Source organism: Amycolatopsis jiangsuensis (assembly GCF_014204865.1).
GTDB classification, from domain to species: domain Bacteria; phylum Actinomycetota; class Actinomycetes; order Mycobacteriales; family Pseudonocardiaceae; genus Amycolatopsis; species Amycolatopsis jiangsuensis.
This window is the reverse complement of the sequence record NZ_JACHMG010000001.1, coordinates 4,830,060-4,851,018: the sequence shown is the minus strand read 5'-3', so window position 1 is coordinate 4,851,018 and position 20,959 is coordinate 4,830,060. Positions and strand designations below refer to the sequence as shown.

The following is a 20,959-nucleotide window of genomic DNA, read 5'->3' as shown; positions in this document are numbered from 1 at the left end:
GGAAGGTGACCGGAATCCGTCCGTGGTCAAGGACATCAGCGAAACCTTCAAGCCACAGTGGACTCTCGCCGGTCAGCCGGTCCTGGGCCACATCCCGGACAGCTCCGGCTGGTCGTCGTCGATCAGACGATGCGCCAGTGCGATCGCCTCCTTGGGATCGATCTGGTCGAAGTCGGGATGGCCGTTGGCGAGACCGTCGAAGACGTTCGCCAGTTCGGCCGCCGCGGCCGGAGACAGGCCGGTGTCGCGGCCGCACTGCACGTAGCGCAACCGCACCACTCCCGCGGCCTGCAGCAGCAAGGCGCAGTACGAATCGTGTGCGGCTGGTGCCCGATCGGCTCGAGCATTCGGCTCTTGGCTTCCCACGCCGGCTCCCTTCCTTTCTGCTCGTCTCCCGCCGCGGCTCATCAGCGTGTCCGGAAACGACGGCTGATGCCCGTTCATCGGCGCGGTGTGGGGTCAGGCGGTGGCGTGTTTTTTGAGTTCTTTCGCGGCGGCGGCGGGGTCGGTGGCGTTGTAGATCGCGCCACCGGCGACCGCGACCTTCGCACCCGCCTCGCGCACCGACCCGATCGTGTCGATCTTCACCCCACCAGCGATCGAGAACGGCACCCCAGCCTGACGACCATCCTCCAGCAACGTCGCGATCGTGTACCCCGGACGGGCCTGCTCGTCCAGACCCGCATGAATCTCCACGAACGACACCCCCAGCTTCGCCACCTCACGAATCCGCGCCACCCGACCCTCGGTCACCGTGATCATGTCCGCCACCACACTCTTGCCGTACTTACGACCCGCCGCGACCGCACCCCGCACCGTGTCATCATCAGCGGCACCCATCACCGTCACCAGATCCGCACCCGCCTCGAACGCCAACCCCGCCTCCAACTCACCCGCATCCGCCGTCTTCAAATCCACGAACACCAGCTTGTCCGGATGCGCAGCCTTCACCGCACTCACCGCACCGATCCCCACCGACTTCACCAACGGAGTCCCCAACTCCAAAATATCCACAAACTCCGCCACCTGATTCGCCAACGTCAACGCCGACGGCAAATCCACCACATCCAACGCCACCTGCAACTCCACAACACCCTCCACAACACTCAACCCGACAACGGACACGCCACCAGCCTCACACCAGCAACCCCCACAACAATTCCCCCCAACCCCACCACCCACAACACCCCACCACATGCAAAAACCCAATCCACCAATACACACAACAAATAACCTGCCCGGGACGTGGCCTCGCGCGTACGTGCCGGGGGTCGGGCGGCTGGGGCGGCGGGGTGGAGAGGCGTGGGGGCTGCCGCCTTGGGCGTGCAGTCAGTCGCTTACGCGGCGGGTATGCGCTGGTCAGGGGGACTTTTCAACGGGACGAGGCGGGCGTGGTGACAGGCTGGATGACGGCGGTCCGTTCGTGACGGCGCGGGCGCCGTTCGTCGGTGATTCGGTGCCGGTCGTTCGTGATCGGTTGCCAGGCCGGGAGTGGGCGAAGAAGCTGTGAAACCTGTTGTCGTAAGGCCGCGGCGAGAGGTCGAATCCGAAGGAGGACGCCGGTGTTCGTACATTGCCTCGGAGCGGCGGCAGGCGGCGGTTTTCCGCAGTGGAATTGTGCTTGCGACGGGTGTCGCAGGGGCCGCGCCAAACCCGAAGCCGCCACGACCCACGCGGGAATCGCGGTTTCCGGGGACGGCGAACAGTGGTTCCTGCTGAACGCCACCCCGGACGTCCACCATCAGATAGCGGCGGATTCCGCGCTGCATCCCGGTCCGGAAATCCGGAAGACGCCGGTCGCCGGCGTGCTGCTGACCGACGCGGAGTTCGACCACACGATCGGCCTGCTGATGCTGCGGGAGGAGTCGTCGCTGACGGTGTACGGGACCTACCCGGTGCTGGAAGCGCTGACCTTGTGGTTCCCGATCCGGGACCTGCTGAGCGACTACGCGGACCTCACCTGGTCGGTGGTCGAGGCCGGCAAGCCGCTCGACCTGGACGATCGGGTGCGGGTGACCCCGTTCATGACCGGCGCCAAGGCACCCCGTTACGTCGGCACTTCCCAGCTGCGTGGGCCGTCGTCGGAGTGGGAGGTCGGCTACCGCCTGGAGGACAGGAAGACCGGCGGGATCGTCGTGTACGCACCGACGCTGCCGCGATGGGACGAGAAGTTCGCCGAGCAGGTGGCCTCGGCTGACTGCGTCTTCCTGGACGGCACGTTCTGGACCGACGACGAAATGTCGCGTCAGGGCGCGGGAAGCCGTACCGGACGGTCGATGGGGCACATGCCGGTCGGCGGCGAGGACGGCTCCGCCGGTGCACTGGCCGCGCTGCCGGCGAAGCGCAAGATCTACACCCACATCAACAACACGAACCCGATTCTCGACGAGGATTCCGCCGAGCGGCGCCGGCTCACGGACCTGGGCATCGAGATCGGTCGAGCAGGCTTGGAGGTGGAAGTATGAATGCTTGGTCCGCTGAGGAGTTCGAGGCGCGGCTACGGGCGATCGGCGAAAAACGTTACCACCATCTGCACCCGTTCAACGAGCGAATGCACTCGGGCGACCTGTCCGAGGGCGAGTTCCGCGGCTGGGTACGAAATCGCTTCTACTACCAGATGAACCTTCCGAAGAAGGACGCGTTCATCCTGACCAAGCTGCCCGGCCGCGAGGACCGGCGCAGGTGGATCCAGCGCATCATCGATCACGACGGGCGGACCGGCGACGAGGGCGGGATGGAGAAGTGGGTCCGCCTCGGCGCGGCCGTCGGGCTGACCCGCGAAGAACTCTACGACGTCGACACGGTGCTGCCCGGCGTGCGGTTCGCCGTGGACGCCTATGTGGACTTCTGCCGGGAGAAGCCGTGGCTGGAGGCCGTGGCGTCGGCGCTGACCGAACTGTTCGCGCCGGACCTGCTCAGCCGGCGGATCACCGACGTCCGGCAGCACTATCCGTGGGTCGCCTCCGAGGGCCTGGAGTACTTCCGGGCGCGGCTCACCCAGCAGCCCAAGGACATCGCGCACCTGCTGGAACTCGTGCTGGACAACGCGAAGACCAGGGACCAGCAGGACGCCTGTGCCCGGGCGCTGGAGTTCAAGTGCGACGTCCTCTGGAGCCTGCTGGATGCCGTGCAACTCGCCTACCGCAAGAGCTCATGATGGATGAAACCGATTTGACGGCGGTCCCGAAGCTGGCGACCAAGGCGATGCTCAAGCACGACAACGTCCGGGACGTGGAGTTGCTGCTGCTGCCCGAACGGGTCGTGCTGCTCAACAAGTCCGGCGCGGCGATCCTGGGTCTGTGTGACGGCAGCCGGACCGTGCGGCAGGTGGTCGACCAGCTCGAGCGGGATTTCGAGGCCGCCGAACTCGCCAACGACGTGATGACGTTCCTGCACGATGCCCGCGGACGGGGTTGGGTGGTGGTCACATGAGCGGTACGCCGCAACCGTACGGCCTGCTGGCCGAGGTCACGCACCAGTGCCCGTTGCACTGTGTCTACTGCTCGAATCCGCTGGAGTTGATGGGCCGCCAGGACGAGCTCGCCACCGAGGACTGGGTGCGGGTGATCGGCGAGGCGGCCGAGCTGGGGGTCGTGCAGGTGCACTTCTCCGGCGGTGAACCCCTCGTCCGCGGCGATCTGGAGACGCTCGTCGCCGAGTGCCGCCGCCTCGGCCTGTACACGAACCTGATCACCAGTGGCCTCGGGCTGACCGAGAGCCGCGCGAGCTCGCTCGTCGCGGCGGGCCTCAACAGCGCCCAGCTGAGCATCCAGGGTGACGCCGCCGAGTCGACGAACCTGGTCGCCGCGAGCAAACGGTTCGACAAGAAGGAAATCGCCGCGCGCATCATCCGCGAGGCCGGGCTGCCGTTGAACATGAACGTGGTCCTGCACCGGGTGAACCTGTCCCGGCTGGACGCGATCATCGACGTGTGTGTGTCGTGGGGCGCCGAACGGCTGGAGCTCGCGAACGCCCAGTACTACGGCTGGGCCCTGCGCAACCGCGGTCTGCTGATGCCGAGCAAGGTCCAGCTGGACGAGGCGGTCGGTGTCTACGAACGCCGGAAGGCCGAGCTCGCGGAGAGCATGGAACTGCTCTGGATCCTCCCGGACTACTACGAGCCCTATCCGAAGCCCTGCATGGGTGGCTGGGCGCAGAACGCGCTGACCGTCGCACCGGACGGCACCGTGTATCCGTGTCCGGTGGCGGCCGAGATCACGACGATGAACTTCGCGTCGGTTCGGGACCACAACCTCGCGTGGATCTGGTCGAAATCCGAGGCCTTCCAGGCGTTCCGGGGAACGGCGTGGATGCCCGATCCGTGTCAGAGCTGTCCACGCAAGGAGATCGATTTCGGCGGCTGCCGATGCCAGGCCTTCGCGTTGACCGGGGACGCGGCGCGCACCGATCCGGTGTGCATGCACTCGCCCGATCACCACCTGGTGCAGGAAGCCCTCGTCGGCGCCAACGAGGATGTCGTCGCGGTGGACGCCGAGGTGCTGCGCGAGAAGCTGGTCTACCGCCGCCCGACGGTGCCGGCGCGCGACCGCTGAGGGTGCGACGCGAAGGTCCGCTCGTTTCGTGAGGTGAGCTGACGCGCGGCGAGGCGGCGCGCTCTCCGACGTTCACTATGCGGTCGAACTCGAGGTAACCGCCGGCGAGCGGACTTTCGCGACGACTACATTTCGCACCCGAGTACGCGTTCGGAAGGAAAATCCGGGCTGTGCGTCGGAGAGTTCGGCGGGGCCCCGCCGCACCCGGGTTCGTGCTGGCGTTCGCGTGTGCCCTCTTTCCTCGCTTCATCCACGTCACGCAAAGCGTGCTGGCGAGTGGGCCGGACAGTGGATGGCGCAAGACTCCGGTGCCGGTGCATGCCGGAGTCCTGCGCCGGCTGGGGGTCCGCCCGCGGTTGCCGGTCAGCCACCGCGATCGCGGGAATCCGGCAGGTCGCGGCAAACTATCGACGGAAACTCGGAAATGTCGCAACCCGGGACGGACAATTGGCGGATAATCGGTGACGAGCGGCGCTGATACTGCCATGAGCGGGACGGCGCCAGGTGGTCGGCCGTACCGAAATTCGCGGCGGGAAACGAAGATCAGGTGACAGTAAACGAGTAAGCCGCACGATTCCGGAGAAAGCCCGTAGGTGGCACCGTGACGGCCGTTCATGCCCGTGCGGTGCGCGTTCGTGTCCAACAGATTGACCGGACGTACGGCACCCAGGCAATCTCGTTGAACACCGCGAGTCGCCGGTGTAACCGACAAGTGTCTTCCGGCGTTCCGCGCATGCCGCGCATTCTGACCACAGGTGACAGCACGACGTCGTCCGGAGCGAGAGGTGAAATCGTGGTTCTTCCGTCAAAGATGCCTCAGCTCGCCGATCTTGATCTGCTGCTGTCGGTCGAGAGCTACGGCAGCGTGGGAAAGGCCGCGCAGGCGCACAGTCTTTCCCAGCCGGCCGCCAGCATCCGGATCAGCGCGATGGAACGTCGCCTCGGTCTTCGGCTGCTGGAGCGTTCTCCCACCGGTTCGAAGCTCACCGAGGAAGGTGAGATGCTGGCGAAGTACGCCCGCAACGTGATGAGTGCCGCGCGGGAGCTGCTGGAGTTCGGCTCCGGTTCCCAGCCCGCCGCCGCGAAACGGTTGCGGGTCGCGGGCAGTCCGGCCATCTCCGAGCACCTGATCCCGGAATGGCTGAACCGGTCGGGGTTCTCGTTCGGTGAGGCCAGGGTCGAGGTGCAGTCAGGGAGCATCGACACGCTGCGTCAGCTGATCCGGGCGAGCCACATCGATCTCGCGTTCATCGACGGCTGGTGCCAGGCCGGCAACCACGTGCAGAAGCAGTTCGGTGACGACATGGCCACCCGCTACATCTGTGAGGACAGGCTGTCCGTGGTGGTCGGTGCGAAACACCCGTGGGCAAGGCGGACCAGCCCGCTGACGGTGCGGGAGCTGGCCTGCGCTCCACTGGTCCTGCGCGAGCGTGGCTCGGGGATCCGGGAGTTCACGGACGAACTGCTGGGCACCGCACGCACCCCGCACAGCTATGTCGAATTCCCCTCCAGCGCCGCGGTCAAGCAGACGGTCGCGACCAGCCAGCGGGTGACGGTGCTGAACATTTCCACCGTGCGGTCCGAACTCGAGGAGGGCCGGCTGAATCTGGTGACCGTCGACCAGGAAATGCCGGCGAAGCCGATCTACGCGGCGTGGAGTGAGCGCCGTGGTCTTCCGGAGTATGCGCGGGAGCTGGTGGACATCGCCGCGGCGAAGGGCAGCCCGATGCCCGTTTTCGTTCCTGGACAGAAGATCAAGAGCAGCCGGCTCGCGGAGGCGAAAACCACCATCATCGCAAGCTGAACACCCGGTACAGGTCTGTCCGGCCGGGGCTCATTGCCGAACCAGTCGTGAAATTGCCACCCCATCCGGTGTCGAGCGCAGGAGGATCAAGGTTAGATGTCAGCTCTGAACAAGATTGCGCGTACGCTCGTCTCGAATCGGCGCGGTATTCTCGCGGCCGACGAGAGCATCGGGACGATGTCGTCCCGGCTGGAGAAGGTCGGGGTCGAGCCGACCGAGGAGAACCGCCGGATCTACCGGGAACTGATCGTCACCACCCCTCGGCTCTCCGAATCGATCAGCGGTGTCATCCTCGCCGACGAGACGTTCCACCAGGAACTGGACAACGGCCGCACGTTCCCGGAGTTCCTCGACGATCTCGGCATTCTCGCCGGGATCAAGGTGGATACCGGAGCGAAGCCGCTGGCCGGCTCTCCGGAGGAGAAGATCACCGAGGGGCTCGACGGACTGCGCGAACGGGTCGCCGGCTACGAGCGGCTTGGGGCGACGTTCGCCAAATGGCGCGCCGTGCTCACGATCGGCGACAACCAGCCGTCGGCTCGCGCGGTGCAGGCGAACGTCCACGCGTTGGCGCGGTATGCCGGTCTTTGTCAGGAAGGTGGCCTGGTGCCGATCGTGGAACCCGAGGTGCTGATGGACGGCACCCACTCGCTGGCGCAGTGCCAGCAGGTGACGACTTCGGTGCTTGAGTCGTTGTTCGAGGAGCTCGAGCTGATGCGGGTGCAGCTCGACGGCATCGTCCTCAAGCCCAACATGGTGGTTGCCGGGTCCGGCAGCGGGGAGCAGCCGGCGGTCGCCGACGTCGCCCGGGCCACTGTGGACGCTCTGCGTGCCACGGTGCCCGCGTCGGTGCCGGGTATCGCGTTCCTCTCCGGTGGGCAAAGCCCGGAAACGGCGACCGAGCACCTCGGGGCGATGCAGAACTTCGATGCGCTTCCCTGGGAACTCACGTACTCGTTCGGACGGGCGCTGGTCGGTCCCGCGCTGGAGACCTGGCGCGGGGACGAAGGCAAGCGGGTCGCCGCACAGGAAGTGCTCTCCGCGCGCGCCGTGGCGAACGCCGCCGCCCGCTGAGCGTAGGTATCGAAGGCGGTCTCGGGCCCCGTTCGTCGGAGTGGAGTGAAAGTGATGAAGGCCAAGGAATGGGGCATCTCCGGGGCTGCCGGAGGTCTCCGTGTGGACGAACGCGACGCCGGCACCGATGGACCCGGTGACGGGCTCGCGCTCGAACTCGTGCGGGTCACCGAGGCCGCCGCGATCGCCGCGGGAAGGTGGGCCGGACACGGCGACGAGGAGGGCGGCAGGGCCGCTGCCGACGTGATGCACGAACTGATCAGGTCGGTGCCGATGCGCGGCGTAGTGGTGATCGGCAGAGGCACGGAGCGGGACACGCCGGTGCTGTTCAACGGCGAGACCGCCGGAGACGGGACCGGACCGGCCTGTGACATCGGGATCAGCGTGGGCGACGGCGTCCTTTCGGCGGCCGGGGACGTGCCGAACGCGCTCGCGGCGATCGCTGTTGCCGAGCCCGGTGCGCTGTACGACCCGTCGCCGGTTCTCGCCATGGAGAAGCTGGCCGTCGGACCCGATTACGTCGATGTGGTCGACATTCGCCTGCCGGTGGCGGACAACCTTCGCGCAGTCGCCAGAGCCGGCGACGCCCAGGTGTCGGACCTCGTCGTCGCCGTGCTCAACCGGCCACGGCATCGGCGACTGGTGCACGAGATCCGTGACGCCGGCGCACGGGTTCACTTGATCGAGGGCGGCGACGTCGCGGGTGCGATCGCGGCAGCGCGCCCCGAAAGCCCGGTGGACCTGATGCTGGGCACCGGAGGATCGGCGGAGGGCGTCGTCGCCGCGGCTGCCCTGTCCTGCCTCGGTGGGTCGTTGCAGGCCCGGCTGCGGTCCGAAACTCCCGGACCAGCCGAAACCGGCTTCGGTGAAGTCCTGCACACCGGTGACCTGGTACGCGGCGAGAACGTGGTGTTCTGCGCTACCGGGGTGACCGGGAACGAGGTGCTGCGCGGCGTACAGCACCACTCGGGTCGCACCACCACCCAGTCCATGGTGATGTGCGCCAAGGCGAACACGGTACGGATCGTCACCTCCGAACACCGGCCCTCCGGTGGCACGAGGAGCACCGGTCCGTATGACGGGTGAGACGACGTCCGTCCGGGCCGAGTCGCTCATCAGCCGTTACCGCGGGCTGATCTGTGATCTCGACGGTGTGGTCTACCGCGGCGCGGTGGCCATTCCCCATGCGGTGGAAACCTTGAACCGGGTGGCGGAGGACGGCGTACCGGTCGTGTTCGCGACCAACAACGCGTCCCGTCCGCCCGCGGAGGTGGGTGACCACCTCCGCGGGCTGGGCGTCACCCAGCAAGGCTGGTCGGTGGTCAACAGTTCTCAGGCGGCCGCGGCGTACCTGACGGCGCGTCTGGCCCCGGGCGCGCGCGTCTGCGCGGTGGGCGGGCCAGGCGTCGCGCACGCGCTCACCGAAGCCGGGTTGACCGCGGTACGCGCCGCGGACCTGGAGAACGCACCGGTCGAGGCTGTGGTGCAGGGACTGGGTTTCGACATCACCTGGCGCGAACTCTCGGCGATCAGCAGGCTCGCCGAAGCCGGGGCCACCTGGGTGGCCACGAATGTCGACCTCACGTTGCCCACCCCGTACGGGCGTGCGCCCGGCAACGGGGCCTTGGTCGCGTTGGTGCAGACGGCGACCAGTGTCTCGCCGCACGTGGTCGGGAAGCCGCAGGCCGCGCTCTTCGACCTCGCCCGCGACCGGCTCGGTACCGAGCGGCCGGACACTCTGGTGTGCGGGGACCTGCTGGACACCGACATCAAGGGCGCCAACGCTTCCGGCCTCGACTCGCTCTTCGTCCTGACCGGTGCCTCCCGGCTCCGGGACCTCGCCTTCGCCGAGCGGCCCGCGCGTCCGACGTACGTCGCCGCCGACCTGAGCGGACTGCGCACGCCCGGACTGCCGTTGCACACCACCTCGCGCGAGTACCTCGTCGAACTCGGGCCGGACGCCGTACCGCGCATGGCGGATGCCGGCGACAACGGCACACTGCTGCAGTCTGTGGTCACCATGGCGTGGGCGGCCAGGGACGCCGGTCGCGCGGTCTCCGACGACGCCGGCGTGTGGGACCGGATCGAACGGCAGCTCGGAGTTTCCCTTCCGGCACAAGCGACACACTGAAGCCGCCCTTGCCGGTCGCGCGGTGGCCATCGCTGTAGTCGATGGCCACCGCGCGGCATTCCAGTGGGACGCTTGCCGCGCCCCGTGCGGACGGCACAACCCGTGCGGGGCCGGGGGATGGGTCAGCGCACGGGTTCTCCTGGCAGCGCGGGCGGTTCACCGGACCGCTCGTAATCCGAGAGCAGATCGATCCGGCGCTGGTGACGGCCGCCCTCGAATCGGGTGGTGAGGAACGCTTCCACGATGCGTTCGGCCTCCTCGACTGTGTGCATCCGGGCGCCGATGCCGGCCAGCTGCGCGTTGTTGTGCAGGCGGGCCAGCCTGGCGGTGTCCACATTCCAGGTCAGCGCGGCGCGGGCGCCGGGCACCTTGTTCGCGGCGATCTGTTCGCCGTTCCCGGAGCCGCCGATGACGATGCCGAGGCTGCCTTCGTCGGCGACGACGCGCCGTGCGGTCTCGACGCAGAACGGTGGATAGTCGTCATTCGCGTCATAGCCGGCGGGGCCGACGTCGGTCACCTCGTAGCCGAGACCGGAAAGTCTCGTGACGAAGTGGTTCTTGAGTTCGAATCCAGCGTGATCAGAGCCGAGGTAGATGCGCACGCACGCCATTCTAAGTGAAGTTCGCGAGATTGTCCGGACGCAGACGAGGTATTTCCGGAGCGCATTGTCCGGTGGTCAAGGTCGAGTCTTGGGCGGTGGCTGTGGAATTGTGGTGGATACTGATGGGTGAGCGCGGCGACCCGACGGCCACGGTCGAACGCCGGACGGCAACGGGCACCGGACTGTCTCGGTTCAGTCGGCCACTGTCCGGGCGCAGATGGTCCGGACGAGATCGGCTGCACGGCTCTGACCAGGCCGTCGTCCGTCGTCACGGTCCGTTGACCCGCCGTGCGCCGCCGGTGTGCGGGCCCGGCCCACTCGTCGGCTCCGGGACGCCGTTCGGCACTGGTTACCGACCACTGGTGCCAGGTCGGTTGCGGGGGCCGCGTTAAATCGAAGATGCTCTTTCATGACCGCGGTATTTCGGGAGGTTGTCCTCGAAATTGCGCGGATCACGAATGTCCGGTATTTGCCCGGTCGCCGGGCGCAGCCAACAGGAGGAGGAACATATGAAGTGGGAAACTCCGCAGTACACGGTGGTCGAGGTCTGCGCTGAGGCCACCGGCTACTTCTACCGGGCCTGACAGCCGGGGCCCCGTGGCCTGTGCTGCTCGATTTCTCGTAGTCGCGGCAGGTGGCTAGGCCTGCGACGGGACTACGCCCGGGTCGACGCAAGGCCCCTGGATTCACGAGTCGATCGTCCAGGGGCCTTTGCGTCACTCGGTGAAAAGCGGGGCCGGCGTGCCTCGCGCGGGCAAGTGCTCCGTTCCCGGTGAGAAGTGAATTTCGCGCCGTAGAAACGTGATTCCCTGCCGATCTCCCGGTCCCCCTGGTCATGCATTCGAGGTGGTTCAAAGGTGACACTCGAGTTTCTTCCGCTGATCGCGCTCGCTTTCGGCCTCGCTCTCGACAACTTCCGTTCGTCGATCGCCATCGGAACGATCCCCTTCGGCTGGCTCCGCGCTTTCCAGGTGGCGATCGTATTCGGGGTGTGGGACGCCTTGAGCCCGCTGCTCGGCGGACTGATCGGACACTTCCTCGGCGAGTTCCTCGGAGACTGGGCGGACTACATCGGGGCGGCCGCGCTGGGACTGTACGGTATCTACTTCATCGTCGGAGCGATCCGGAACCCGCAGCCGGAAGAGGACGACCTGGACCATCCCTGGGTGACGCTCTTCGGTATGCCACTCTCGCTGAGCATCGACAACTTCGTCGCCGGTGCCGGCCTCGGGATCGCGGGCTTCTCCCTCATCGTCCCGATGCTGACTTTCGGCGCCATGACGGTGGTGATGTCGTTCGCCGGGCTCTTCGTGGGGCGGATGGCCGCCAAGGTCATCCGGATCCGTGCCGACCTGCTCTGCGGTATCTCGCTCCTCGGTTCGGCAATCCTGCTGCCGCTGGTCTTCGACTGACGACGCCTCAGGTCCGGCAACACCGGGGAGGATCCTGATGCCCGAGAATCCCGATACCCACGTCTACCGCACGTACGACAAGGTGCTGGGTGAGACGCGGCCGGCTCGGCGGCGGAATCATCCGGTGGCGGGGGGCAACGCCAACGACTGGTGGCCGCACCGGCTCAACCTGAAGGCATTGCGCCGCAACCAGTCTGCGAACAATCCGCTGGGCGCCGACTTCGACTACGCCGCGCGGTTCGCGACGGTGGATCTCGAAGAGCTGGCGCGTGAGGTCGACGAGGTGCTGACGACCTCGCAGGACTGGTGGCCCGCCGACTTCGGTCACTACGGTCCCCTTGTCCTGCGCATGGCCTGGCACGCCGCGGGTACCTACCGGATCTTCGACGGGCGGGGTGGTGCGAGCGCCGGAATGCTGCGCTTCGCCCCGTTGAACAGCTGGCCGGACAACCGCAATCTGGACAAGGCACGCCGGTTGCTGTGGCCGGTGAAGAAGAAGTACGGCCGCAGGATCTCCTGGGCCGACCTGATGGTCTTCGCGGGAAACCGCGCACTGGAGTCGATGGGTTTCCGGACTTTCGGGTTCGGCGGCGGTCGCGAAGACGTGTGGGAGCCGGACGAGACGTACTGGGGCCCGGAACGCAAATGGCTGTCCGACGAACGGTACAGCGGTCTGCGTGAGCTCGACGCACCGCTGGCAGCCGCCGAGATGGGACTGGTCTACGTCGATCCGCAGGGCCCGGCCACCAACCCCGACCCGGTGCTCGCCGCCCGCGACATCCGGGAGACCTTCAAGCGGATGGGGCTGGACGACGAGGAAACGGTGGCGCTCATCGCGGGTGGGCACACTTTCGGCAAGACGCACGGCCCGGCGGATCCGAACGTGACCGGTGGCCCCGAACCCGAGGCGGCGCCGCTCACCGACCAGGGCCTCGGCTGGATCGGCGGGTACGGCAGCGGCATCGGGCCGGACGCCGTCAGCACCGGACTGGAAGGCATGTGGACCCGCACACCGGTCACCTGGGACCACACGTTCTTCGAGACACTGTTCGACTACACCTGGGACGTCGAGCTCAGCCCTGCGGGCCTGTGGCAGTGGGTGCCGAGCGACGGCCAGGGCGAGGGCACCGTGCCGGACCCCTTCGACCCGGATACCAGACACCATCCGGTCATGCTCACCACCGACCTGTCGTTGCAGCAGGATCCGAGCTACGAGGCGATCTCGCGGCGGTTCATGGAGCACCCGGAGCAGTTCGAGGACGCGTTCGCGCGGGCCTGGTTCAAGCTGACCCACCTCGACATGGGCCCGATCCAGCGCTACCTGGGGCCGCTCGTCCCGGATGAACGGCTGATCTGGCAGGACCCGGTGCCGGAGGTGGACCACGAGCTCGTGGACGCCGCCGACGTCGCCGCCCTCAAACGCGAAATCCTCGAATCCGGCCTGACGGTGGCACAACTCGTCTCCACGGCGTGGGCGTCGGCTTCGACCTACCGCGGCAGCGACAAGCGTGGCGGGGCGAACGGGGCGCGGATCCGGCTCGAACCGCAGCGCGACTGGGCGGTCAACGAGCCCGCGCAGCTGGGTGCCGTCCTGGCCATGCTGGAGGCGATCCAGCAGCGGTTCAACGCCTCCCAGCAAGGAAACAAGCGCGTCTCGATCGCCGACCTGATCGTGCTCGGCGGCTGTGCGGCGGTGGAACACGCCGCCGCGGCCGGTGGCCACGTCCTCGACGTTCCGTTCCGTCCCGGACGCACCGACGCGACTCAGGAATGGACCGACGTCGAGTCGTTCGACGCGTTGCGGCCCGTCGCGGACGGATTCCGCAACTACCTCGGTGACGGCTTCTGGATGCCCCCGGAGCATTTGCTGATCGACCGGGCGGACCTGCTGACCCTGAGCGCGCCGGAGATGACCGTGCTGATCGGCGGACTGCGGGTGCTCGGAGCCAATCACCGGCGTTCCGCGGTGGGCGTGCTGACCTCGGCGCCGGGAACACTGACGAACGACTTCTTCGGCACCCTGCTGGACGAGAAAACGGAATGGGCGCCGAGCCGGAACGGGGACACCTGGGCCGTCGTCTACGAGGGCCGCGACCGGGACACCGGTGCGGTGAAGTGGACCGCGAGCCGCGTCGATCTGGTCTTCGGCTCGAACTCCGAACTGAGGGCGCTCGCCGAGGTCTACGCGAGCGAGGACGCGGGCGGGAAGTTCGTCCGGGACTTCGTCTCCGCGTGGGTGAAGGTCATGGAACTCGACCGGTTCGATCTCCCCCGGCCGTGGCGGCACCGATGAACCCGGACGAAACCCTTCTGCAGCAACACAATCGGCGCTCCCGCGGCCGGCGGGACGCGGCAGGGGACGTGCTCGATGTGCGGGCTGCCGCGGCCGATCGTCCGGCGCGAGAGCGCACGAACGGTAGCTCATCGCGGGGGAACGGCGGGGCCGGGCCGGTCGGTGGCGATGGATATCCGAATGGCTTGCGCCGGTGTAGAGTTCGAACTCGTCACCAGCCAGGAAATCGGTTTTCGGGTGACGGATCAGGACAATCGAGATCCTTGGTTGTCGCGCCCACGTCGACCAGAACAACGACACCGGCGCTTTCGGGAAATCAACGTGTTCCGCGAATTCTGTCAGAACCTGCATTTTTGCTGACGAGGAGGTGAAGTCCGATGACGATTGCCCAGGAACGAGAGGATCTCCTGGCCGAGCTCGGCGGACAGAACAGGGCGACGATCGGTGCCGTGCTCGGGACCGGCTCGATCGCCAAGGCGGTCGAGCGTGCCGACGGGACGATGGAAGCGACCATCCGGATCCCGGAGGACGCGATGGCCTGGGAGCCGGGCGTGCTGATCCTGCCGCACGGCGGCACTCTCGAGCTGACGATCATCAACGACGACAAGAACACCCACGCCTGCCTGCTGCCCAGTAACGGCGACCGGCAGTTCATCGGCCTGCTGAACCACTCGAAGGGCAGCGCGACCCTCGAACTGGACGGCCCCGGCTGCTACTGGTACGGCTCGCCCGCCGGCAACGACGAGGGCCGGGGCCTGCAGGCCGCCATCGTCGTGACCGGTGAGGTGCCGCCGGAAGCGAAGCTCGACCGCCCCGCCCAGCCGCGTCCGTAGAAAGGCAGGAACCACCCATGACACTCGAATACGTCGATGCCGGCAAGGCGTTCGACCACGGTCAGCTCTCCAATCTGCCGCACAGCGCGCCGGACGTGACGCGCGGCGTCAACTACGAGCGCATCCTCCAGGCGCGCAGTGAATCCCAGAACTGGATCACCTACTACGGCGACTACGACGGCAAGCGGCACAGCCTGCTCGACGAGATCAACGTCGACAACGTCAAGAACCTCAAGGTCGCCTGGATCTTCCAGGCCGGCGCGACCGGGATGATCGCCTCCACCTCGACGTATGCGTTCGAGGCCTGCCCGCTCGTCGTCGACGGCGTCATGTTCGTGACCGGCTGGGACGGCTGGCTCTGGGCGCTGGACGCCAAGACCGGCGAGCAGCTGTGGCGCTACAAGCACGCGATCCCGATCGACGTGACGCTGTGCTGTGCCAACGTCAACCGCGGCTGCGCGGTGGCGAACGGCAAGGTCTACATGGTGACCCAGAACGCCCAGCTGGTGGCGCTCGACGCCACCAACGGCCGGAAGGTCTGGCAGAAGACCATCGGTGACGTGCGGGCGGGTGAGAGTGCTTCGCTGGCTCCGCTGGTCATCAAGGACACCCTCATCACCGGTTCCGCCGGTGGCGAGTACGGCGTCCGCGGTCACATCGACTGCTGGGACCTCGAAACCGGTGAGCAGCGCTGGCGCACCTACACCGTGCCGAAGCCCGGTGAGCCGGGCTCGGAGACCTGGCCCGCCGACGGCGAGGCCTGGCAGCGCGGTGGCGCGAACCACTGGGTCACCGGAACCTACGACCCGGAGCTGAACCTCTACTTCGCGGGCACCGGCAACCCGGCTCCCGACTTCGACGGTGAGGTCCGGGAGGGCGACAACCTCTACACCGACAGCGTGGTGGCACTCGACGTCGACACCGGCGAGATCAAGTGGCACTACCAGTTCACCCCGCACGACCTGTGGGACTACGACTCCACGATGGAGATGACCCTGTTCGAGCGGGACGGCAAGAAGCTGCTCGCCCACTTCGACAAGAACGGGTACATGTTCGTCCTCGACCGCACCAACGGCGAGCTGCAGCACGTCACTCCGTTCGTCGACCGGATCGACTGGGGCGCCATCACCCGCGACGGCAAGTTCCTGCCCCGGAAATACCCGGACAAGGAGGGCGAGCCCTGCCACTTCTTCCCCGGCCCCGCCGGCGCGAAGGAATGGACGCACGCCTCGTACAACCCGGACCACGACCTGTTCTACGTCCCGGTGGCCGACGTGGGCGCCACGGCCACCCGGCGTCGACGCGAGTTCAAGGAAGGCATGCCGTACTGGGGTGCCGCCGTCGAGGTCGACATCGACAACATGGCCGGGTCGGTCAGCGCGTTCGACTCCCACGGTGAGGAGAAGTGGCGCCACCGGCTCACCAACATGCCGATGGCCGCGTCGACACTGAGCACCGCGGGGAACGTGGTGTTCGCGGGTACGCCCGCGGGCGAGTTCCTGGCGCTGCACGCCGAAACCGGTGAGAAGCTGTGGAGTTTCCAGTGCGGCAGCGGGCACCACAGCAGCCCGAGCACCTTCACCGTCGAGGGCAAGCAGTACATCTCGGTGCCGGTCGGCTGGGGCGGCTGGCTGGAAGGCATCGTCCCCGGCCTGTCCGGGCAGGGGCACGGTGCCGCGCTGATCACGTTCGCCCTGTGATCGGGAACGGCTGTGCTCGGGAACGGGACTGAAGCGTACTGAGCGAGGCCCGAGGTAACTCCTTTTCCCGCCCGTGCTCGGGCCGTCCGTGGGACGGCCCGAGCACGGGCGGGTTCCCGCATGCGCACCCGGCCGTGCGGAACCAGCGGACGGAAACTACAGGTGATCTGATGAACCAGTCGTCGGTGCCCCAGCAGGACAACGGACCCAGGCTTCTGCCGTGCCAGTACTGCGGGGAGGCCTACGGGCCCGAAGACGTCGCGCGGCACACCGAGCCGGTGCGCTGCGGGCCGTGCATCACCTGCGTGGACAAGCCCGCGTGCTTCAGCTGTCGTCTCATGTACTGCGTGTGCGACGTGCACCGGTACCGAGGGTGAACCACCCCGCGGGGTTGCCGTAGCCGGGAAGCGTCTCAGATGTTCAGCGCCCGCCGGACCACCGGGGTGTTCCGGCGGGAAACCGGCACCATCGTCTTCTCCTGGTCGTCCATGACCAGGAACAGCTCGCCCTTGAACCGGCGCTCGACCTCGCGGATGCGGCTGAGGTTCACCACGTACTGCCGGTGCACGCGCAGGAAGCCCGAATCGCTCAGCTCGGTCTCGAGTTTGTCGAGGCCCGGCGAGGCGGAGCGCAGCCGTCCTTCGTCCGTGGACAGCCACACGTCGTTGCCGTCCGACTGCGCGAACGAGACTTCCGGGAGCTGCAGCAGGACCATCCGGTTGCCGCGGATCGCGACGACCCGGTGCGGCTGCGTCTGGATCGGGCTGTCGTTACCCGTGCGCGGCAACGGATCCCCGCCGGATACTCCGAACGAGACGAGGTTGCCGACCAGGTGCCCGGACAGAAACACCGGCCGGAAGCTGATGGACATCGGTTCGTTGGCGAGCCGGGTGAAGATCTGGGTCGAGCCGACCCAGCCGGGATCGCGGGTGGCCTGTTTCGCGGCATATCCGGCGGCCCGGATGAATTCCGGCAGTTCCGGCTTCCACCGCACCGCGGGGTCGGGCGCCGGCGTGGAGCCAGGGATACCGAGCAGCACGCCCGCGGTGTCGTCGGCGAGCACCACCCGGCCCGCGGAGTCCACGGCCGCGAGTGCCGCGCTCGAGCGCGACCTGGCGTCGTTGAAGGCCGCGATCAGCTCGGCACCGTCGTCCTGGGCACGCCGGCGCAGGATGCGCTGGGTGACCGTGGCGGCGTTGCCGAGCCACGCTGCCGCGGCCGAGGGGAGCTCGCCGCGCCAGCACGAGATGTTGAGCACTGCCACCGGTTTCCTGGTCACCACGTCCCGTACCGCCACGCCGGCGCAGGTCCAGTCGTGGAAGGCCTGGCACCAGTGCTCGGCTCCGCGGATCAGCACCGGGGTGTAGGACATCAGCGCGGTGCCCATGCCGTTGGTCCCGGTGGCGCCCTCCGACCAGCAGAACCACGGTGCCAGGTTGGCGTCGTCGGCGACGGTGCGCGTGGCCTGGTCTCCCCATTGGGCCAGGACGCGGCCGCCGGCGTCGGTGATGGTCACGATGCCGCCGAGAGTGCTGACCTCGTGCGCCAGCGAGGCGGCGCGGAAGCCGAGCTCGGCGATCACGCCGTCGTGCTCGAGCGCGTGGTCGACTTCCGCGACGGCCACCGGGGCTTCGGTGAGGTACGGGTCGACCCGGTACTGGTCCCGGCACCGGTGCCAGGAGATCGCGATCTCGGGGCGTACGCCGCGGAGGTCGTCCCCGCCCGCCACGAACCGCTCCCAGGCGCCGTGCACCGTGGCCTCGCCGCGGCCGCGAGAGGTCGGTTCGAGCCGGCGTACCTGTGCCATGTGAGACCGCCTTTGGTCTGTCGCCAACCCGGATGGCGTACTCGCGCGCGGTTTCGGTGACCGCTCGTGTACCGCCTGGAGTGCCGGGCCTTGCCCCGTCGCTTGGCCGTCGCCGAAGCTAAGCTCTCCGGTCAGCCGAGGGCAAGCGAACTGGGATGACCGCGCGCGAACGACTGACGAACGGTCGCGCGACGGCGACGACCGGTGGCCATCGGCACACCAGCGGTCGCTGCGCGGTGTTCGGGTGCGCGGCCTCCAGTATGCCCGGCTTGACCCGCATTGCTGTTGTGCCGCATGATGTTTCGCTGATCGACCACGTGTTGTGAAGGCGTCCGCCGTGGTTGTCCGTCCGACGGATTGCCCGGTTTTTCCGGCGACCGACAGCCGATCTTGATTGTCTACAGGCAAGTGGTTGAACGACACGAACATGTCTTGCAATGTCGTACGGCGCGGGGTTACGTTGGCTTTTCCGTCACCGCCCGGTGGTCCCAGAAAACCCCGGCGCGCCAGGCGACAAGGAGGTGGCGATGACCGGGACAGTGCCGCCGCTGGCGATCGCACCGAGCAGGCGCAGCGGTCGTGACCGCGGGCCCGGTGGTTCGCTGGTGACCACGTCGTCCGCGAGGGAAGTGGCTCGCGCGTGGGAAAGCTTCGCCGCCGGTGAGGACGTGGAAACGGGAGTACGGCCCGAGATACTGGCCTCCTGGTACCGGTGCCGGGACCGGTACGACGTGGACCGGACGCTGGACGTCGCGCCGGGGGCCCGCAGCGAGGCCGCGGAACGCATCGACAACGGTGTCATCTTCACCGCGCTCGGCGGGCTGGGTGCGTTGGCGGGCAAGGAAGTGGAGCGGGACGGCGCCGTCGTCACGGTCACCGACGGGGACGGGCGCGTTCTCGGGAGCTGGGGCGACCCGACCGCGCAGCGCCGGGCCGAACTGCACAACCTGGCTCCGTGGTCGTCGTGGTCGGAGCAGTGCACCGGAACGAACGGGATGGGGACCTCACTCGAGATGTCCGGCCCGGTGACCGTGACGGGGCCGGAGCACTGGTGTGAAGCCTTCCACCAGTGGGCCTGCGCGGGCATTTCCATCCGCGACGTGGTGACGGGTTCACCGGTCGCGTCGATCAACATCTCGCGGTGGAACGCGTCGCTGTCCGAGCTCGTCCCGGCGTGGCTGACGACGGCGGTCGCCTGCGTCGAGCAGGAGATCTACCGGCGCGCTGTCTACGAGGCCGACAAGGTCATCTTCGAGTTCAACCGGAAATCCGCCCAGTTCAGCGGTCCGTTCATGGCGATCGACCGTGGCGGGAACGTGGTCGCGGCCAACGAAGCGGCGGTCTCGTTGCTCGGACTGACCGGGGAGACCCCCATCGCCGCGGGGGCGATCGAACCGGCGCAACGCTGGATGCCGGAGATCTCCGGGCTGTCCGGCGTGGTGCGGTGGGCCAAGGACCGGGCACAGGCGGCCACCGACTGGAGCGGCTACGCGTGTCTGCCGATGGGGCCCGGCGAGGACGCCACCTCGCTGACGATGCGGCCCGTTGTCGACGCGAACCACGTGGTGGGCATGCTGTGCGCTTTCGGGGTGCAGGAAGGCGAACCTTACGAGAGCCCGTCGGAAGCCGCGGCCGGTCCACTGCCAAGACGGGTCATCGGAATGCGCAACGACCGGCTGGTCCTGCTCGCTCCGTCGGAGATCCGCTATGCCGAGGCCGACCGGAACATCGTGTGGCTCAGCACGGAACGGGGCAGGATCCAGGCCGCCACCCGCGGCCTGGAAAACGTCGAACGGTTGCTGACGCCCTACGGGTTCAGCCGGGTGCACCGGCGTTTCCTCGTCAACCTCCGCCGGGTCGCCGAGCTGGAGCGCGGCATCAAGGGCGAACTGTTCCTGATCATGGACTCCCGTTCACACGAGTTCGTTCCCGTTTCCCGGCGGCACGCCCCGGAGCTGCGACGCATGCTCGGGGTGTGAGCCACCGGCCGTCATCGGGCCGAACAAGGGGTTCCGGCGGGAATCAACGCCTGCGGTGCGTGGAGGAGGCCGCCGCCTGGCTGCGCAGCCCCGCCACGGCACGTGCCGGGTCGTCGGCGGCGTAGACGGCCGAACCGGCCACGAAGCAGTCGACACCGGCTTCGGCCGCCTGTTCGATCGTGCCGGTGTTGATGCCGCCGTCGATCTCCACCACCAGGTTCAGGTGGCCGGTGTCGACCATCGTCCGCGCCGTGCGCACCTTGCCGAGGACCTCGGCGATGAACTTCTGGCCGCCGAAACCGGGCTCCACGGACATGACCAGCAACGTGTCGTAGTGCTTGAGCACGTCGAGGTAGGGCTCAAGGGGTGTGTCCGGCTTGATCGCCAGCCCCGCCTTCGCACCCGCGGCCCGCAGGTTCTTCGCGAGCTTGACCGGGTCGTCGGCGGCCTCGACGTGCACGGTCACGTTGTAGGAACCCGCTTCCGCGTAACCGATCGCCCAGCGATCCGGATTCTCGATCATCAGATGGCAATCCACCGGCAGTCCGGTGGTCGCCAGCAGTGACTGCACGACCGGCAGGCCCAGCGTCAGGTTCGGCACGAAATGCGCGTCCATGACGTCCACGTGCAGCCAGTCGGCTCCTCGGCCCTGCTGCCCTTCCACCACGGCCACTTCGTCGGCGAGCCGGGCGAAGTCGGCGGAGAGGATGGACGGCGCGATCAACGGCTGCTTAGTCACGAAACTCAGCGTAAAGCAGCCGGCGAACCCGG

The 20,959-nt window shown here is 67.7% G+C and carries 21 protein-coding genes; 16 read left to right on the top strand and 5 right to left on the bottom strand.

Annotated features, from left to right (window positions below):
• Positions 1 to 72 precede the first annotated feature (72 nt).
• Both BJY18_RS21745 and hxlA read right to left on the bottom strand, forming a co-directional pair.
• Positions 73 to 366 (bottom strand): hypothetical protein, encoded by a 294-nt coding sequence (locus BJY18_RS21745; RefSeq protein WP_184781707.1) that lies wholly within the window; start codon positions 364 to 366, stop codon positions 73 to 75.
• 93 nt (positions 367 to 459) lie between these two features.
• On the bottom strand, positions 460 to 1,089 hold the full coding sequence (hxlA, locus tag BJY18_RS21740) for a 3-hexulose-6-phosphate synthase (RefSeq protein WP_184781689.1): 630 nt from the start codon (positions 1,087 to 1,089) through the stop codon (positions 460 to 462).
• A gap of 473 nt (positions 1,090 to 1,562) precedes the next feature.
• Here hxlA and pqqB point away from each other — a divergent pair, with 473 nt between their 5' ends.
• From pqqB to BJY18_RS21700, 8 genes are all read left to right on the top strand, one after another.
• Complete coding sequence (pqqB, locus tag BJY18_RS21735; RefSeq protein WP_184781705.1) at positions 1,563 to 2,465, top strand: pyrroloquinoline quinone biosynthesis protein PqqB; 903 nt, start codon at positions 1,563 to 1,565, stop codon at positions 2,463 to 2,465.
• Positions 2,462 to 3,157, top strand: coding sequence for a pyrroloquinoline-quinone synthase PqqC (pqqC, locus tag BJY18_RS21730; protein WP_184781704.1), 696 nt, complete (start codon positions 2,462 to 2,464; stop codon positions 3,155 to 3,157). Before pqqB ends, pqqC begins: the two co-directional genes overlap by 4 nt.
• Complete coding sequence (pqqD, locus tag BJY18_RS21725; protein WP_184781703.1) at positions 3,157 to 3,432, top strand: pyrroloquinoline quinone biosynthesis peptide chaperone PqqD; 276 nt, start codon at positions 3,157 to 3,159, stop codon at positions 3,430 to 3,432. The genes pqqC and pqqD overlap by 1 nt, the downstream gene beginning before the upstream one ends.
• Complete coding sequence (gene pqqE / locus BJY18_RS21720) at positions 3,429 to 4,553, top strand: pyrroloquinoline quinone biosynthesis protein PqqE (protein ID WP_184781702.1); 1,125 nt, start codon at positions 3,429 to 3,431, stop codon at positions 4,551 to 4,553. The genes pqqD and pqqE overlap by 4 nt, the downstream gene beginning before the upstream one ends.
• A gap of 793 nt (positions 4,554 to 5,346) precedes the next feature.
• Positions 5,347 to 6,357, top strand: coding sequence for a LysR family transcriptional regulator (locus BJY18_RS21715; protein WP_312873918.1), 1,011 nt, complete (start codon positions 5,347 to 5,349; stop codon positions 6,355 to 6,357).
• Between the two features lie 96 nt (positions 6,358 to 6,453).
• The gene (locus BJY18_RS21710) at positions 6,454 to 7,431 is read left to right on the top strand and encodes a class I fructose-bisphosphate aldolase (protein WP_184781701.1); all 978 of its coding nucleotides are present in this window, start codon (positions 6,454 to 6,456) and stop codon (positions 7,429 to 7,431) included.
• Positions 7,432 to 7,485: 54 nt separating this feature from the next.
• Positions 7,486 to 8,517, top strand: a complete 1,032-nt coding sequence (locus BJY18_RS21705; protein ID WP_184781700.1) for a fructose-bisphosphatase class II family protein — start codon at positions 7,486 to 7,488, stop codon at positions 8,515 to 8,517.
• On the top strand, positions 8,507 to 9,562 hold the full coding sequence (locus BJY18_RS21700; RefSeq protein WP_184781699.1) for an HAD-IIA family hydrolase: 1,056 nt from the start codon (positions 8,507 to 8,509) through the stop codon (positions 9,560 to 9,562). Before BJY18_RS21705 ends, BJY18_RS21700 begins: the two co-directional genes overlap by 11 nt.
• Before the next feature lie 122 nt (positions 9,563 to 9,684).
• On the opposite strand, the gene BJY18_RS21695 is transcribed toward BJY18_RS21700, so the two are convergent.
• Positions 9,685 to 10,164 carry a ribose-5-phosphate isomerase gene (locus tag BJY18_RS21695; protein ID WP_184781698.1) on the bottom strand — a complete coding sequence of 160 codons (480 nt, stop codon included), beginning with the start codon at positions 10,162 to 10,164 and terminating at the stop codon, positions 9,685 to 9,687.
• 458 nt (positions 10,165 to 10,622) lie between these two features.
• Between BJY18_RS21695 and BJY18_RS37515 the strand changes: the two genes are divergently transcribed.
• The 6 genes from BJY18_RS37515 to BJY18_RS21670 all read left to right on the top strand — a co-directional run bounded on the left by BJY18_RS37515 (position 10,623) and on the right by BJY18_RS21670 (position 16,779).
• A complete protein-coding gene (locus BJY18_RS37515) occupies positions 10,623 to 10,748 on the top strand; it encodes a hypothetical protein (RefSeq protein ID WP_281393686.1) in 126 nt (41 codons plus the stop codon).
• 273 nt (positions 10,749 to 11,021) lie between these two features.
• The gene (locus BJY18_RS21690) at positions 11,022 to 11,576 is read left to right on the top strand and encodes a manganese efflux pump MntP (RefSeq protein WP_184781697.1); all 555 of its coding nucleotides are present in this window, start codon (positions 11,022 to 11,024) and stop codon (positions 11,574 to 11,576) included.
• A gap of 37 nt (positions 11,577 to 11,613) precedes the next feature.
• Positions 11,614 to 13,869 (top strand): catalase/peroxidase HPI, encoded by a 2,256-nt coding sequence (gene katG / locus BJY18_RS21685; RefSeq protein WP_184781696.1) that lies wholly within the window; start codon positions 11,614 to 11,616, stop codon positions 13,867 to 13,869.
• A gap of 377 nt (positions 13,870 to 14,246) precedes the next feature.
• Positions 14,247 to 14,702, top strand: a complete 456-nt coding sequence (locus BJY18_RS21680; protein WP_184781695.1) for an MSMEG_3727 family PQQ-associated protein — start codon at positions 14,247 to 14,249, stop codon at positions 14,700 to 14,702.
• Between the two features lie 17 nt (positions 14,703 to 14,719).
• Positions 14,720 to 16,402 carry a PQQ-dependent dehydrogenase, methanol/ethanol family gene (locus tag BJY18_RS21675; protein ID WP_184781694.1) on the top strand — a complete coding sequence of 561 codons (1,683 nt, stop codon included), beginning with the start codon at positions 14,720 to 14,722 and terminating at the stop codon, positions 16,400 to 16,402.
• 170 nt (positions 16,403 to 16,572) lie between these two features.
• A complete protein-coding gene (locus tag BJY18_RS21670) occupies positions 16,573 to 16,779 on the top strand; it encodes a recombination activating protein 1 (RefSeq protein ID WP_184781693.1) in 207 nt (68 codons plus the stop codon).
• A 35-nt stretch (positions 16,780 to 16,814) separates the two neighbouring features.
• Here BJY18_RS21670 and BJY18_RS21665 read toward each other — a convergent pair whose 3' ends face one another.
• Positions 16,815 to 18,209: a DNA-binding protein gene (locus BJY18_RS21665; RefSeq protein ID WP_184781692.1), complete on the bottom strand. Its 1,395-nt coding sequence runs from the start codon at positions 18,207 to 18,209 to the stop codon at positions 16,815 to 16,817.
• 155 nt (positions 18,210 to 18,364) lie between these two features.
• On the opposite strand from BJY18_RS21665, the gene BJY18_RS21660 reads away from it, so the two are divergent.
• Positions 18,365 to 18,535: a hypothetical protein gene (locus tag BJY18_RS21660; RefSeq protein ID WP_184781691.1), complete on the top strand. Its 171-nt coding sequence runs from the start codon at positions 18,365 to 18,367 to the stop codon at positions 18,533 to 18,535.
• Between the two features lie 201 nt (positions 18,536 to 18,736).
• Positions 18,737 to 20,188, top strand: coding sequence for a DNA-binding protein (locus BJY18_RS21655; RefSeq protein WP_184781690.1), 1,452 nt, complete (start codon positions 18,737 to 18,739; stop codon positions 20,186 to 20,188).
• Between the two features lie 43 nt (positions 20,189 to 20,231).
• Here the strand turns inward: BJY18_RS21655 and rpe are convergent, their stop codons facing one another.
• Positions 20,232 to 20,912 carry a ribulose-phosphate 3-epimerase gene (rpe, locus tag BJY18_RS21650; RefSeq protein WP_184784764.1) on the bottom strand — a complete coding sequence of 227 codons (681 nt, stop codon included), beginning with the start codon at positions 20,910 to 20,912 and terminating at the stop codon, positions 20,232 to 20,234.
• Between the last annotated feature and the right edge of the window lie 47 nt (positions 20,913 to 20,959).

Bases quoted from the DNA above. Each gene is read 5' to 3' on its own strand.
- pqqC (WP_184781704.1), top strand. From the start codon at position 2,462: ATGAATGCTTGGTCCGCTGAGGAGTTCGAGGCGCGGCTACGGGCGATC.
- pqqD (WP_184781703.1), top strand. From the start codon at position 3,157: ATGGATGAAACCGATTTGACGGCGGTCCCGAAGCTGGCGACCAAGGCG.
- pqqE (WP_184781702.1), top strand. From the start codon at position 3,429: ATGAGCGGTACGCCGCAACCGTACGGCCTGCTGGCCGAGGTCACGCAC.
- BJY18_RS21710 (WP_184781701.1), top strand. From the start codon at position 6,454: ATGTCAGCTCTGAACAAGATTGCGCGTACGCTCGTCTCGAATCGGCGC.
- BJY18_RS21705 (WP_184781700.1), top strand. From the start codon at position 7,486: ATGAAGGCCAAGGAATGGGGCATCTCCGGGGCTGCCGGAGGTCTCCGT.
- BJY18_RS21700 (WP_184781699.1), top strand. From the start codon at position 8,507: ATGACGGGTGAGACGACGTCCGTCCGGGCCGAGTCGCTCATCAGCCGT.
- BJY18_RS37515 (WP_281393686.1), top strand. From the start codon at position 10,623: ATGTCCGGTATTTGCCCGGTCGCCGGGCGCAGCCAACAGGAGGAGGAA.
- katG (WP_184781696.1), top strand. From the start codon at position 11,614: ATGCCCGAGAATCCCGATACCCACGTCTACCGCACGTACGACAAGGTG.
- BJY18_RS21680 (WP_184781695.1), top strand. From the start codon at position 14,247: ATGACGATTGCCCAGGAACGAGAGGATCTCCTGGCCGAGCTCGGCGGA.
- BJY18_RS21675 (WP_184781694.1), top strand. From the start codon at position 14,720: ATGACACTCGAATACGTCGATGCCGGCAAGGCGTTCGACCACGGTCAG.
- BJY18_RS21670 (WP_184781693.1), top strand. From the start codon at position 16,573: ATGAACCAGTCGTCGGTGCCCCAGCAGGACAACGGACCCAGGCTTCTG.
- BJY18_RS21665 (WP_184781692.1), bottom strand. From the start codon at position 18,209: ATGGCACAGGTACGCCGGCTCGAACCGACCTCTCGCGGCCGCGGCGAG.
- BJY18_RS21660 (WP_184781691.1), top strand. From the start codon at position 18,365: ATGACCGCGCGCGAACGACTGACGAACGGTCGCGCGACGGCGACGACC.
- BJY18_RS21655 (WP_184781690.1), top strand. From the start codon at position 18,737: ATGACCGGGACAGTGCCGCCGCTGGCGATCGCACCGAGCAGGCGCAGC.